The 13,827-nt window shown below is 26.4% G+C and carries 17 protein-coding genes; 2 read left to right on the top strand and 15 right to left on the bottom strand.

All coding sequences use genetic code 4. From position 1 onward, the window contains the following. Positions 1-66 precede the first annotated feature (66 nt). From rsmB to MCOLE_RS01090, 4 genes are read right to left on the bottom strand one after another with little or no spacing between them, the layout of a single operon-like run. Positions 67-1,344 carry a 16S rRNA (cytosine(967)-C(5))-methyltransferase RsmB gene (rsmB, locus tag MCOLE_RS01105; RefSeq protein WP_100670698.1) on the bottom strand — a complete coding sequence of 426 codons (1,278 nt, stop codon included), beginning with the start codon at positions 1,342-1,344 and terminating at the stop codon, positions 67-69. After that, positions 1,325-2,218, bottom strand: coding sequence for a guanylate kinase (gene gmk, locus MCOLE_RS01100; protein WP_100670696.1), 894 nt, complete (start codon positions 2,216-2,218; stop codon positions 1,325-1,327). The genes rsmB and gmk overlap by 20 nt, the downstream gene beginning before the upstream one ends. Further along, complete coding sequence (gene rsmD, locus MCOLE_RS01095; RefSeq protein ID WP_100670694.1) at positions 2,208-2,777, bottom strand: 16S rRNA (guanine(966)-N(2))-methyltransferase RsmD; 570 nt, start codon at positions 2,775-2,777, stop codon at positions 2,208-2,210. Before rsmD ends, gmk begins: the two co-directional genes overlap by 11 nt. Positions 2,778-2,834: 57 nt before the next feature. Continuing rightward, positions 2,835-3,614 carry an NAD(+)/NADH kinase gene (locus MCOLE_RS01090; RefSeq protein WP_100670692.1) on the bottom strand — a complete coding sequence of 260 codons (780 nt, stop codon included), beginning with the start codon at positions 3,612-3,614 and terminating at the stop codon, positions 2,835-2,837. 92 nt (positions 3,615-3,706) lie between these two features. On the opposite strand from MCOLE_RS01090, the gene trpS reads away from it, so the two are divergent. Next, positions 3,707-4,717, top strand: a complete 1,011-nt coding sequence (trpS, locus tag MCOLE_RS01085) for a tryptophan--tRNA ligase (RefSeq protein ID WP_164703803.1) — start codon at positions 3,707-3,709, stop codon at positions 4,715-4,717. Between the two features lie 55 nt (positions 4,718-4,772). Here the strand turns inward: trpS and MCOLE_RS01080 are convergent, their stop codons facing one another. From MCOLE_RS01080 to MCOLE_RS01060, 5 genes are all read right to left on the bottom strand, one after another. Continuing rightward, positions 4,773-5,105, bottom strand: a complete 333-nt coding sequence (locus MCOLE_RS01080; RefSeq protein WP_099651035.1) for a hypothetical protein — start codon at positions 5,103-5,105, stop codon at positions 4,773-4,775. Positions 5,106-5,112: 7 nt separating this feature from the next. Continuing rightward, entirely contained in the window at positions 5,113-5,475 is a 363-nt protein-coding gene (rplT, locus tag MCOLE_RS01075; protein ID WP_099651034.1) for a 50S ribosomal protein L20, read from the bottom strand. Between the two features lie 23 nt (positions 5,476-5,498). Then, positions 5,499-5,693 carry a 50S ribosomal protein L35 gene (rpmI, locus tag MCOLE_RS01070; RefSeq protein ID WP_011183086.1) on the bottom strand — a complete coding sequence of 65 codons (195 nt, stop codon included), beginning with the start codon at positions 5,691-5,693 and terminating at the stop codon, positions 5,499-5,501. A gap of 31 nt (positions 5,694-5,724) precedes the next feature. After that, positions 5,725-6,267: a translation initiation factor IF-3 gene (gene infC, locus MCOLE_RS01065; RefSeq protein WP_100670688.1), complete on the bottom strand. Its 543-nt coding sequence runs from the start codon at positions 6,265-6,267 to the stop codon at positions 5,725-5,727. A gap of 173 nt (positions 6,268-6,440) precedes the next feature. Then, the gene (locus MCOLE_RS01060) at positions 6,441-6,914 is read right to left on the bottom strand and encodes a PTS sugar transporter subunit IIA (protein WP_100670686.1); all 474 of its coding nucleotides are present in this window, start codon (positions 6,912-6,914) and stop codon (positions 6,441-6,443) included. Positions 6,915-7,093: 179 nt separating this feature from the next. On the opposite strand from MCOLE_RS01060, the gene MCOLE_RS01055 reads away from it, so the two are divergent. After that, a complete protein-coding gene (locus tag MCOLE_RS01055) occupies positions 7,094-8,149 on the top strand; it encodes a formate/nitrite transporter family protein (protein WP_100670684.1) in 1,056 nt (351 codons plus the stop codon). Between the two features lie 785 nt (positions 8,150-8,934). Here MCOLE_RS01055 and MCOLE_RS01050 read toward each other — a convergent pair. The 6 genes from MCOLE_RS01050 to MCOLE_RS01030 form a co-directional block, all read right to left on the bottom strand. Further along, complete coding sequence (locus MCOLE_RS01050; RefSeq protein ID WP_100670682.1) at positions 8,935-9,972, bottom strand: zinc-binding dehydrogenase; 1,038 nt, start codon at positions 9,970-9,972, stop codon at positions 8,935-8,937. Between the two features lie 141 nt (positions 9,973-10,113). Beyond that, entirely contained in the window at positions 10,114-10,245 is a 132-nt protein-coding gene (locus MCOLE_RS03675; protein ID WP_167373845.1) for a helix-turn-helix domain-containing protein, read from the bottom strand. Positions 10,246-10,323: 78 nt separating this feature from the next. Continuing rightward, a complete protein-coding gene (locus tag MCOLE_RS01045; RefSeq protein WP_100670680.1) occupies positions 10,324-10,509 on the bottom strand; it encodes a hypothetical protein in 186 nt (61 codons plus the stop codon). 4 nt (positions 10,510-10,513) lie between these two features. Continuing rightward, a complete protein-coding gene (locus MCOLE_RS01040; RefSeq protein WP_100670678.1) occupies positions 10,514-11,455 on the bottom strand; it encodes an ABC transporter permease in 942 nt (313 codons plus the stop codon). Further along, positions 11,455-12,489, bottom strand: a complete 1,035-nt coding sequence (locus MCOLE_RS01035) for a hypothetical protein (protein ID WP_100670676.1) — start codon at positions 12,487-12,489, stop codon at positions 11,455-11,457. The genes MCOLE_RS01040 and MCOLE_RS01035 overlap by 1 nt, the downstream gene beginning before the upstream one ends. After that, positions 12,476-13,789, bottom strand: a complete 1,314-nt coding sequence (locus tag MCOLE_RS01030; protein WP_164703802.1) for an ATP-binding cassette domain-containing protein — start codon at positions 13,787-13,789, stop codon at positions 12,476-12,478. The genes MCOLE_RS01035 and MCOLE_RS01030 overlap by 14 nt, the downstream gene beginning before the upstream one ends. Positions 13,790-13,827 lie beyond the last annotated feature (38 nt).

Below are 13,827 nucleotides of genomic sequence, written 5' to 3'. Positions count from 1 at the left end.
TTTTATATATTTTATAACAAATACTAGCTTTAATCTTGCACAACAAAAAACAAAAGGTTAAACCTTCTATTTTTTCATCATTTTACAAATATAAAAACCATCTGTGTTCATTTCATAACCAAATAATTGCTTTTCTTCAATTATCTCGATATCTTTATATTTTTTCGTAAATTCTTTAATTTGATTCTCATTTTCAAAAGGATTTATTGTGCAAGTAGAATAAACCATGACACCCTTGCTTTTAAGATTATAATAAGCAGTATCTAATAATTTTTTTTGAAGCTCTACAATATTATTAATACTTTTCATTTCAATATTATTAATTTTTATTTCAGGTTTTCTTTTTAGTACACCAAAACCTGAACAAGGCGCATCTAATAATATAAAATCAAAACTTTCTTTTTCAGCAATTAAAGTCGCATCGCCACATTTAAGTTCAATATTTTTACAACCTAATCTTTCAATGTTTTCTTCTATTAGTTTTATTTTATTTTGGCTTATTTCATACCCTATAATATGGCCTGTATTTTCCATTAGCATACTTAAATGAGTTAATTTACCACCTGGAGCACTGCACATGTCTAAAACTTTTGATTCTTTAGTTGGTTTTAAAACATTTCCGACTAAAATAGAAGCGGGGTCTTGAATAGTTATTTCTCCGTTTGCATAACTATCACTTTTAACAATAGCTTTTTTAGAAACTAAGCAGTTTTCAACATGAGTTTTTTCTAGTCCATACTCTTCTTTATTTTTATTAAAAAAATCATCCTCACTTATTTTTAATGTATTAACTCTGAAACTGATGACTGGTTTTTGATTACAATCTGCAGCTACTTTTTTTGCAATTTCATTTCCATAACCTTTTTTAATTAAATTAAACAAATTTTTAGGAAATGAATTTTCAATGCAAATTCTCTCAGTTTCATCTTTATTTGAAAAATCAAATAGCTCTTCTTCATTAAGAATAACTTTTTTTAAACAAGCATTTAATAGACCTGAAAATTTATGATTTATAGATTTAGCAATAATTACAGATTCATTGACAATAGCATATTGCGGAATTGTTTTTAAAAAACGAATTTGATAAATACTCATTCATAACAATATTTGAATATCAATATTTGTTTTCCTAACATCTATTAATTTTCTTGAAACTTGATCAAGTAATATTTGATTTGTAATAGTACCATGTACTATAGCAAAAATTAAGTTCTTAAATTTATCTGAAATTTGCATTTTAGATACATCGTTTAAAAGAATATTTGAAAAAGATTTATTCTTAAAAACTTTTTTTAGAATATCAAATGCAATTCTTCTTGAGTTATTAATCTCCACTGAAATCACTTCTTTGTTTTATACTAAAAAAGTTAATTTTGAACATTAATTTTTGAATTTTAAAATCTACAAATTCTACATCATTAATTTTTGAGAAATCTCCATGAGCCAAAGTTTTTCTATAAACTTCAGAAGAAAGTATTTTAATTAATTCTTCTCTAGCATCGAAGTTTTGTGCTTCTTCTTTCGCTTCAGTATTATGCGCTAATATTTTAACATTAGCTTCTCAGTTGTTAATAAAGTAAGTATATTTTTCATCAACAATGTTTTCAACTATTTTAACAAGATTTTTGAACTTCGATTCTTTGTTTCCTTCTGCACATTTTTCTCTAATTAATATATCAGTAATTTTTGACACAGCGTTTTCAACAGAATCATTTTCAACAACATAATCATAATTATGTTTTAATGGTATTTCTAATAATGCCTTATCTAAGCGAGCTTTAATTTTTTCATCTGATTCTGTTGCTCTACCTTTAATTCTTGCTTCTAACTCATTTAAAGTTGGTGGCATTAAAAATATTGATAAAACATTTTCTTCATTTCTTAAAACTTGAGTAGCTCCATCAACTTCAATTTCTAAAATAACGTTTTTACCTTGATTTAATTTTTCTTCAACATATTTTCTTGGTGTTCCATATGAATTACCAACAAAATTTGCATATTCAATAAGTTCATTGTTGACAATAGCATTTGCAAATTCTTCTTTTGATACGAAGAAATAGTTAACTCCATTAACTTCACCTTCACGTGGTGATCTTGTTGTCATTGAAACTGAATATTCTAATTTCAATTCTTTATTTCTTAACAGTTCACCATTAACACTACCTTTACCAACACCGCTTGGTCCTGATATAATAATTACTTTTCCCTTATTTTCCATCTTCGTTCTCCAATCTTATAATGTATAAATGTTTTTTATTGTAATCTTTGCTTTTTAATAATTTAAACTCTGCTATAACTTTTTTATCTAATGGCATTTCTGATTCAATCATTATGACTGCTCAGTTATTTAATAAGTTTGAATCAAGCATTTTTTTAAATACTTGATCATATGATTCAACTTTTGCAAATGGTGGGTCCATATAAACCAAATCAAATCTTTCATTTCTAAAAGCTAAATAGTCAAGCAATTCTAAATAGTCTTTGTTATGAATTTCTCAATTTTTAGATTTAGTTTTTTCTAAGTTTGATTTTATTACTCTTAAAGCATCTTTTGAAAAATCATTAACCACAGCATATGGTATTCCTCTACTTAAACCTTCAATAGTTAAAGCACCGCTCCCACCAAAAATATCTAAACTTTTTTTACCGTCAAAGATAAAATAGTTATCAATAATATTGAATGCGTCTTCTTTAATTCTTGTCAAAGTAGGTCTAGTATTCATACCTTCAAGTGTATTTAATTTTAACCCTTTATATTTGCCTGATATTACGTTCATTTAACTCCTTGATAATTTAATATTATATAGCATAACACTTATAAAAGCACTAAAGAGCTAATTATAAGATTTGTTTGTTGTGAAAATATAATTCAATATTCTTGTCTTTGTTAATTTTTCACTGTTTTTTGAAATCAATTTTATATTTTTATCACTCAATTGAATTTTGATTGAGTTATGTGCTGGTAGTTTACATTTTCTACTATCCACAATAATTTCAACATCATTTGGTTTTGTTATTACTACTTCCACCTTATGTTTTCTTGAAAAAATAACTGGAGCGTTTAATGTTCTAAAATTATTATTTGAGACTGGTGCTATTTCTAGCATCTGAAAAATATTATTTTCATCAATTATTACAGCTCCATTGTGAGATTTTGCAAATCCTGTGCTCCCACCAGAAGTTGAGAATACTAAACCTGTTCCTCTAAAAGTTTCTAGTAATTCACCATCAATTAAAACATCAACTTCCAATGGTCTTAAGTTATTGATGATTTTAATTTCATTAATAACTTTATAATCGTTAGCCTCCAAAACTGAAATTTCAATTGGTTCTTGTTTTTCTATATTATTTAATATGTCTTTAATATCTGAGATTCTGTTATGGTTTGTGTAAAAACCAATGCCCCCTGACTTGATTGGCACAAAGATTACCTCTTCTAAAATGTTATTAAATAGTTCTGCTGCTTTTAGAAACGTACCATCTCCGCCAATCACAAAAATGTAATTAGGATTTTTATTATCTAAAATTCATTTTTTACTAATTAATAAATTTGAAAGTTCCTCAGCAATTTTTTTTGATTCGTCATAATCATTTTTTACAATACTATATTTCATTTTGCACCTCAAGTTAATGTAAAATAATTATATCAATTATTAGGTTATATATGTTTGATATAATATTATATATAAAAGCGAGGAATATAAGAATGCAAAAAGAAAGAATGATAACTGGTATTACACCAAGTGATTCAATGAGTTTGGGAAACTATTTGGGAGTTGTTAAAAATTTAATTGAGTATCAGAATGAATATGATTTATTTGTTTTTGTTGCAAATTTACATGCTATAACAATACCAAAAGATCCAACTCAATTAAAACTTAAAACAAAGGAAATGACAGCATTGTACATTGCTTGTGGATTAGATCCTGAAAAAATGACTCTTTTTCTACAATCTGATGTTGTTGAACATTCTCAATTAGGTTGAATTCTTACAACTCAATCAACAATGGGTGAATTATCAAGAATGACTCAATTCAAAGATAAATCAGCTAAAGAAAGCAACGGCGATAATGTTTCTATTCCTACTGGTCTATTTACTTACCCTTGTTTAATGGCTGCTGATATTTTACTTTATGATCCAAAATTTGTTCCTGTTGGTGTTGATCAAAAACAACATTTAGAATTAGCTAGAGATATAGCAACAAGAATGAACAATAAATATGGTGAAATGCATGTTGTTCCAGAACCTATATTAACTAAAGGTAATATTAAAATTATGGACTTGCAAGATCCTACTAAAAAAATGAGTAAATCTAGTGAAAACCCTAAAGCTGTTATTAAAATGTTAGATTCACCAGCTGAAATAGCAAATAAAATTAAAGCCGCTGTGACAGATAGTGAAAACATAGTTAAGTATGATCCTGTTAATAAACCAGGCGTTTCTAACCTAATGAATATATATTCAATCATCAAAGATGTTTCAATTGAAGAGTGCAATAAAAGATGAGAGGGGAAAAATTATAAAGATCTTAAAGACGATGTGACTGAAGCATTATTAGAATTAATCATTCCGATTCATGAAAAATACAATGAAATTATTAAAGGTGATTACTTAAAAGAAGTACTTGAAGAAGGTGCTTTAAAAGCTAAAAAAGTTGCTATTAAAAAAGTTAATAAAGTACAAAATAAATTGGGAATTAATTGATATAGAAAATAAACCTTTAAAGGTTTATTTTTTTATATAAAAAAAGATGCTTATGCATCTTTGTTCATTATTCAGGTGCCATTCAACCAACCATTTTAATTCTTTTAATTAGTTTAGTAGCATTCTTTTTAGTTCTGTTTTCAACACAATTAGCATGTACACCAATATAGTTTTCAATTTCAAGAACTGGTTTTTTAATATTTATTAAATCAATTACTCAAGCAGTTTCATCATCACTCATGTTTTCATTAATTTTAAATTCCATTGGATATTTACATATATAACAAAGTCTAAAGTCTTTTCGGTCTCTATTTTGAATAATAGGACAATTTTCTCAAGCTTTAGCATATTCAGCATTAGTGAAGATTACTTTATTTGATTTTTGATCTATTTTAGCCATAATTTTATTATTTTGAAGCTAATGCTTTATTTGATGCATCAACTAATAATTTAAATTGTTCTGGGTTTGAAATAGCTAATTCTGATAACATTTTACGGTTAACATCAATATTTGCTAATTTTAATCCATTCATAAATCTTGAGTATGATAAACCATAAGGTCTAACAGCTGCGTTGATACGTACAATTCATAATTTTCTAAAATCACGTTTCTTTTGTTTACGCCCGATAAAAGCGTAAGCCATAGAACGAACTACTTGTTCGTGCGCTTTTTTATATGAAGAATGTTTAGTTCCATAGTAACCTTTTGCACGTTTAATTCAACGTTTTCTTCTTGCTCTAGTTACTTTTCCAAATTTAACTCTTGCCATAACTTATTTTCCTTTTACCTTTCTTATTTTTGTAATAAACCTTTAATACGTTTCATGTCTGTTACATGAACGATTGTAGCTTTTTCTAAGTGACGTTTTTGTTTTGTAGTTTTTCCTGTAGCACGGTGAGATCTGTAAGCTTTACCTCTTTTTAAAGTACCGTTTTTCTTAGCAATAACTCTTTTTGCTAATGATTTTTTTGATTTCATTTTTGGCATAATACTTAATTTCCTTTCAATACTTTTCTAATTATTTCTTTGGCACAACGTACATATCTAAGAATCTTGAAGTTAATTTAGCTTCTTTTTCAATTTTAGCTACATCTTCAATTTCCTTGTAGAATCTGTCTAATGTTTCTTTTCCTAAATCCATGTATGCAATTTCTCTACCTTTAAATTTCAAAGAAATTTTAACTCTATCACCAGCTTCTAAAAACTCTCTAGCTTTTTTAGCTTTTGTAACTAAGTCATGCTGACCGATATTAACAGTCAATCTAATTTCTTTATTTTCAACCTTAACTTGATTTTTCTTAGCTTCTTTATTTTTCTTTTGTTGTTGGTATTTAAATTTACCATAATCTAAAATTTTACAAATTGCTAAACCATCAGGTTGTTGACCTACTTGCATTAAATCTAAACCTTTTTCTTCAGCTAATTGAATAGCTTCATTTCTTTTTAAAGGTCCTAGTTTTTCACCATTGTCTCCAATGATTAAAACTTCTCTAGCTCTAATAAAAGTGTTTATTGGGTCTTGATTTTTAATAGGTTTTGAATTGTTTCTTCTTTGATCCATCTAATACTCCTTTGGATAAATAAAATGTGTGCCGTCAAAAAATTAGATAGCACACATTATAATATTTTTTATATTACTAATTCAACCACTTCACATTAAGTTTGTGGCGAGCCTGTGCTTCTTTTTCTTTAACATTTAAATTATAACAAATAAATTAATGATTTGTAAATATATTAACCAACAGTTGCAATTAATTCACCTTTTTTAACTTTTCCCATTTTTACAATAGTAATTTCTTTACCATTTTGGTTAGTTACGATAATAGGTGTTGTAATTGAAGGAACTTTTGGTTTAACAAATTTTAAGTCAACTTTAACCATTGGGTCACCATGGCTAACTTTGTCTCCTTGTTTAACAAATGATTCAAATCCTTCTCCATCAAGGTTAACTGTATCTAGTCCAATATGAACTAAAACTTCAACTCCTGATTTTTCTTTAAATCCGTATGCGTGTTTTGTTGGGAAAACACTAGCTAATTCACCATTCATTGGTGAAACAAAATCACCATTTGCAGGAACGATAGCTAAACCATCACCCATCATTTTTCCACTAAAAACTTCATCTTCAACTTTGTCTAATCCAACTACTTCACCATCAACTGGTGCAAATATTTCAACAAGTTTGCTTTTTTTGCTAAATAATCCCATGTTTATATTTCTCCTCTTTTTTTAAACTAATTAGGCTAATAAAATTATATCACTTAATTATATAGATGATAAAGTCCAATAAGTAAAAATGTATAAAAAATAAAATAATTTTGAAAAATATAATTCCAATAATGTATTATTAAAATAGAAAATAATTTTAGAGAAGGAAAAATAAAAAAATGATAAAGTGGAAAAAAAGAGTCCATTTAACTGACGAACAAAAAATAGAAAATTACAAAAAGGAAATAATAACTTTAGAGCAAGTTGATTATTCTCCACTTTATAGTCAAGATGTTGCTTATCATAACTATGGATACATTCATACTTTTAGAGTTATATCTGATGGGTTAAGACTAGCAAACATGAAACAATTTATGGCTGGTATTTTAGCTGGTATTTGAATTGGATTAGTTTATGTTGCAGTTGCTATGGCTACTTATTCATTTGTAGGTGCTGATAAAGCTGTACTTGAATCACTAGTAAAAATATTAACCGGATTAATATTTGGTAGTGTTATATTACTTATATCATTTCTTGGAGGAGGTTTTGTTACAGCACACATGTGATACAACAGAACAATGTTCAAGAAAGTTGAAAGATGATCAATTTTCTTAAAAGCTTGCGGACTTGTTTATGCTGGTAACATAATTGGAATTATGATATTTACTTGTATTTTTCAATTAAGTGGAGCTTTAAACCACAGCCCAGCATTGGCCCAACATATATACAATGCTTTTGGCAAAGCTAAACTTTATGAAGTAGGTTCAGCAATAGAAGCTAAAGATGCTTTAAAAGCTGGTGAAATATTTAAAACAATTGGTTATGTATTTGCAAGTGCTGTATTATGTAACTTCTTAATCTGTTTAGCAACTCAAGGTTCTAAATCAGCAAAAGGAAATACAGTTGCAGCAATGATCATGTACTTTTTAGTATTATTCTATTTTGCAATTGGTGGTTACCAACACTGTGTAGCTAACTGATTTGGGGCTTGAATGTTAATATTAAGAGCAATATCTGATCCAACAACTCAACATGCAAACATGGCTTGAGCATTCGTTGTTTTCAATATTATTCCTGCATTATTAGGTAACTTTGTTGGTGCGTTAATAATTGGAACATTTATGGGCCTATTTAACAAAGAATTTGATACATTATTGGTTCAGGAAGCTAGAATGAAATTTCTAGCAGAAGAAATTGAAAGAATTGAAAACAAAAAAATGAAAATAAAAAAATAACGAAGACCATATAATTGAAGTACATCACTTATAACAGAATGCCTCATAAAATTCTTGAACTAATTTCGTAGTTAAGAATTTTATTAGGTTTTTTTTGATTTCATTAACTTCTAAATTATATGGTCTTAATTTAAATTTTCTTTTTTTAAATAAGTGTCTTTTAAATAGCACCTTTTTTCACAAGAAAAATATTTATTAAATCCATAAAGTCACTGTTTATTTATGATGTAAATTTGCAAAAATGTTAAATTTCTTACCCTTGTCTTTAGAATAAATTTAGTTCTGAAGTTATCTTTTGCAATTAATTCTTTAAACTTTTTATTTGTATGTTTATTTTTTTTCTAATTACAAAACATTTCCTTCTAACTTTTTTAATTAGTTTAATTATAGATTTTGAAATATTAAAAAACTACCAATTAAATCAATTCAAAAATATTCAATATCTTTTTGCTTATATTTTTGGTTTACACATAATTTGATCTCTGTAACAATTAAATAGTTATTTTATATCAAAAAAAACAGTAATTACTAGGAGATTATTTTCTCACAGGAATTACTGTTCAAATTTAAATATAAATAACAAAAAAGCACCCAATCATAAACACGGTATTATTTCTAATGATTTTCTTGATGTTTTTTATTTATCTGGTGTATTAGTAAAATTTTAATAAGCGTTATATTGATTTTGAAACTTATATTTTAGTATAAATGTCTTTTTTATAAAGTTAAAAATCTCTTTTATTTTAATAAAAAATAACTATATCTAGAATTCTAAAATTTTATAACTATTTACTGCAATCAAACACAATTCTCTTGTGCAGTTTAAATTCTTGCATCAATTTAAAATATTTTGGCGCATGAGATAATGGTTTATACTCAAACTCTGGATTTACTTTGCCGTCATACAAGGCTTGTAATGACTCTTCTAAATCTTTTCTAGTACCTATTAGTGAACCCAGTATTTGTTTTCCATTTAAAACAAGATCTGGTAACCCCATTTCAATAGTTTCATTAGAAATACCTATAGGTATAATTCTTCCTAATCTAGAAACTGTGTTAAATAATTGCTTATATAAAGTAGCTGTTGATGAAGTTACCAAAGCAACATCGACACCTTGGTTATCTGTAATTTTATTTATTTCTTCTACTAAATTAGTTTCTTTTCAATTAATAACATAATCTGCACCTTTTGATTTAGCTATTTTCAAACTTTCAGGGTTAGAACCAACTGCTATTACTTTTGCATTAAAAACATTTTTAGCATATTCAATTGCAACATTCCCTAAACCACCAATTCCGTAAATAGCTACAAATTCTCCAGGTTTTAAATTTGCAATTTTTAGACCTTTATAAACAGTAATTCCAGCACAAGTAATTATACATGCTTTTCCTAAATCTACATTTGCAGAAACTTTTGTGCAGAAATCAGCTGATTCTATTGTATATTCTTGCATAGTTCCACCTCTTTTAGGACTAGTTGTGAAAACTGCATTTTCACAAAATACCTCTTCACCCTTTAAACAAAATTTACAAGTTCCACAAGCATCATGTAAACCAGCAGGGAACGCAACATAGTCACCAACTTCTAAGTTTGTAACATGGTCCCCAACACGTATAATTTTATGTATTGATTCATGACCTACACTTAGACCAAAATTGCTTTGATTACCATTTTCAGCAACATGTAAATCACTATGACATAAACTAGAAAATAAAACTTTTGTTAGAACTTCTCCAGGTGCTAGTGGTAATTCTTGAATATCTTCTATATCTTTGTATTCCACAATTTTTTCTCTATCATCACTTATTAATAATGCCTTCATTTTTTTCCTCTTTTCTTCATTTTATCTTATATGAATTTATTTTAACATTTTTAATTATTTCATTTTAATCAAATAAGCAATATTAGTGTCTATAAGTAAATTGTGCATTGTTAGTTTCGTAAATCTGAGCTACTTAATTTTTTAAACTCCATTGTAAATAGTTGATCTATTCCTATTTAATTCTTTATACATTAAAAAAGATTTATTTTGAACATTTAATAGATATTCAATTAATGCTCTTTCTTTTAAAGATATTTGTTTATAATTATTCACAGTGACTTCTTTATGTTTTAGTCATTCAGATTTACTTTTTTTTGTATCAAAAAAAACTGCAATGCAATACCTATGAGATTATTTTTTTTGTCCTCTTAAGTTGTTTAATACTGTTTGCATGCAATCATGACAGTAATATAACGTGATTCTTTTGTAAACTGGTTCAGTTGTTAATCACTTGTTTTGTGTTGAGTTAACATCTAGTATTTTTTCTGCAAATGATGCACTTGCATCATTTTTACAATTTGTGTTGTAACATTTCATTTTTTTAATCCCTTTGTCTTCTATCTTCTCTTAATCTTTTTAAAAACTCTATATCATTTGTTTCATTAATCTTTTTAATATAAAGTTTTGATTCTGCCCTCAATCTCTTTATTTTATTTTTTGATCTAAATTTATAGTTTGAATCAACTATTCTTTTTGACACTAAACAAATTATATACCCACTAATTGTTATTAGTGCTAAAAAATAAGGCAATCATTTTTTTTCTGCATATCCGAAGTCAACATTGATTCTCAATGCTTCATTTATATAGTGGAAATTTGGTTGGTTAACAAATCCTGCTTGAACTATATTAATTGAATATCTCATTGGATGTAAATATAATATGTAATTTAGTCATTGTTGTTCAACAATAGTTTGAAATGGAAATCCTAAACCTAAAAAATACATGGTTGAAAAATAAATTAATAAACCAATCATTACTGTTCACTTTGTGTTCTTAATGAAAGTGTATAAAAATAATGCAATTACATAACATGTAATTCAACAAATTAGTAAGCCAAAAATCACCATCAATGCATTCATGTTCTCTATATAGGTTCACTGAGCTGGAAATAGTATCATTGATAATAAAAATAATACTAAACAAATAATAAATGTTGATACAAAGTTAAACGCCAACAGCGAAGCATGTTTTGTTTTATTGTTAATATCACTCATACTCATTTTATCAACAAAGTTTTTTCCTCTTCAATCATTTATTGTTCTTAAATAAATGTACATTGAGTTTCTAACCATAGCTACACAAATACCTGAGACTAATAAAAATGGATCATTATTTTTGAATGCTAATCAGCATAACATTGTGTAAAAAGAAATAAAAACACCCAAAAATATATTTAGTGGATTTTTAAATCAATGTTTAGTTTGAATAACAAATAACATACTAAAAACTTTATATTCTTTTTTAAATTTTGCTGATTTCATTATTTACCACCTCGCTTTTTGCTAGGTTTAATTGTTTTAATCTTATTGCGTTTTTTAGTTTTTTCTTCTTTATAATTTAAACCAGCTATTTCTACTAATGCTTTTAACTCATCAATTGAACTTGTTTTTTTAATTAACTCAATATTATTTGTATGTTTTTTGATACCTTTAAATTTTGAATATTTTCTTATTCCAAATTGGTAATTATTTTTTAAACGCATATAGAAAGCTAGAGCAAATAAAATAATAAAACTAATTGAAATAACTGCTGGTAGTCATCATCCGTTTCCTCCATAACCAAAACCATGTTGCCCTAATCATGAACTTGCTTCTACACCTGGGAAAGCCATATTTGATGCATTTCCAACTCACGCTGCTTGCATTAAGTGCAATGTGTATCTATGCGGAGCAATGTAAGTTAAAATATTAATTACCGGTATTTGACCAACTACGTTTCAGGGAATACCTAAACCTAATAAATACATTGGTCCGAAGTATGATAATAAAGAAATAATAAATACATATTCTTTGTTTTTAAATGTTGTTGATAAAAATAAAGCTATCACATTTGAAAGTAAAATATTTAAAACAAAACCTAATAAAAATGGCCCTCATTCAACATCAGAAATCACTTGTCTTTGTGAACTAAATAACATTGCTAAAGAAATTAAAAGTAATGTAACTAAAATATTAACTATTCAGTTAAAACATAAGATTGAAGAATATAAAATTCTTTTAGAAACTGGTGTTGTTAATAAGTTTCTGATGAATCTTGTTTCTCTTCAATCAGCTAATGTTAAGTTTAAATTATATTGTGAGTTTCTAATAGAAGAAATCCCAATTGCTGATGCTAAAACAAAACTATCAGCTAAAAGACCTGATTCTGCATCATGTGGCTTAAAAGCTACTCAACACAACATTGTTACTGTTGTCAAAACAACCCCTAAAATGATATTTATAGGATCTGTAATATAGTTGAAAGTTTGAGCCTTCATTAGTCTTAAAAAAATTCTGAAATTCTTATTTGATTTCATCAGTTGTGTCCTCTTTTAAAGAATTCTGAACTAGTTTATCTTTTAATTTCTTTTCTTTTTTAAACTGTTGTTTTAAAATTTTTCTTCTAATTATTTTTTGTTCTTCTTTAATGTATTTTTCTTTAAGTTTATCTAACTGTTTTTTTTCTGAATCAGACATAGTGATGCTTAAAACATCTCCATTTACAATAACTTTATCATTTGCAAAAGTTCTTTTTAACTCTTTGCTTAAGAATTTTTCAATGGCATTTAAAGTTTTATGGTATTTTTTATATCTATAATTAATAGTTAATTTATTTATTAATTTAATAGTTATCTTGATTTTTTTAGAAATAATTTTTATAGCATTTGCATTAATATATGAAACAGACAAGTTATCAATACTAGTCTTTAAATCTAAAATGCTAAAGTAAACTTCTTTTAGTCTATTTAAAACTTTTTCGTTATGATTTTCTTGAACTTCAAGCTGTTCAATTATTGATTGTAAGTTGTTTGAATATGTTTCTGTCTTACTATTCATTGTAGAGAAAAATTTACTTTTGTTTTTGATTTTCTTTTCTGCTATAAGTTCTTCTTTAAATATAGACTTAGTATATTCCATTACAGATTTATATTCTTTTTTCACTTCTTTAATCGATAGATCTTCAAAGATTTCACCATCATTTAAATAAACTACTCTATCTGTTAAGTTTTCTAAAAAATAATAACTTGGACTATTTAAAACAACTGTATTGCCTTCAACTAAGTATTCTTTTAAAAAATTAGTGATTTTTTCTTCATATCTAAAGTCTATATCTGATGATAATTCATCAATTAAAACTAACTCAGGTTTTGAGATAAAAGCTAAGAAAATTGCGTATATTTGTAATCTTACAATTGATAGTTTATTAAGATATTTTTCTTCAATTTCGTTGACACCAAAAACATCTTTTAATTTATTAATTCATTCTAGATCATTTATGTCATATATTCTAATTCATAAGTCATTTATATCTTTTACTTTAAATCCGTTTGGCCATGCTTGTTCTCTTTTTTGCAACCCAATGGCCCTTAAAATATTTTCTTCTTCTAAATTATAATTAATAGTTCCTGTTGTGTTTTTTAAATTATTTGCAATAATTCTTAGTAAAGTTGTTTTACCACTACCATTAGAACCTAAAAGTGAAATACATTCACCGCGATATAATTTTAAGTCAATTTTCTTTAATGCTCAAATTTGTTTATTATATATTTTTGATACATTTGATAATTCTACTATAGGAGTTTTTAAATCCATTAATAAGTACCTTTCTCTTTCCATTTTATGTATTTTTTCTCATTTATAAATTATTTTACTCC

Origin of the sequence: Mesoplasma coleopterae (genome assembly GCF_002804245.1) — a bacterium.
Taxonomy (GTDB): Bacteria; Bacillota_I; Bacilli_A; order Mycoplasmatales; family Mycoplasmataceae; genus Mesoplasma; species Mesoplasma coleopterae.
The sequence above is the reverse complement of the archived record's forward strand: the minus strand, read 5'-3'. Positions and strand labels throughout refer to the sequence as shown.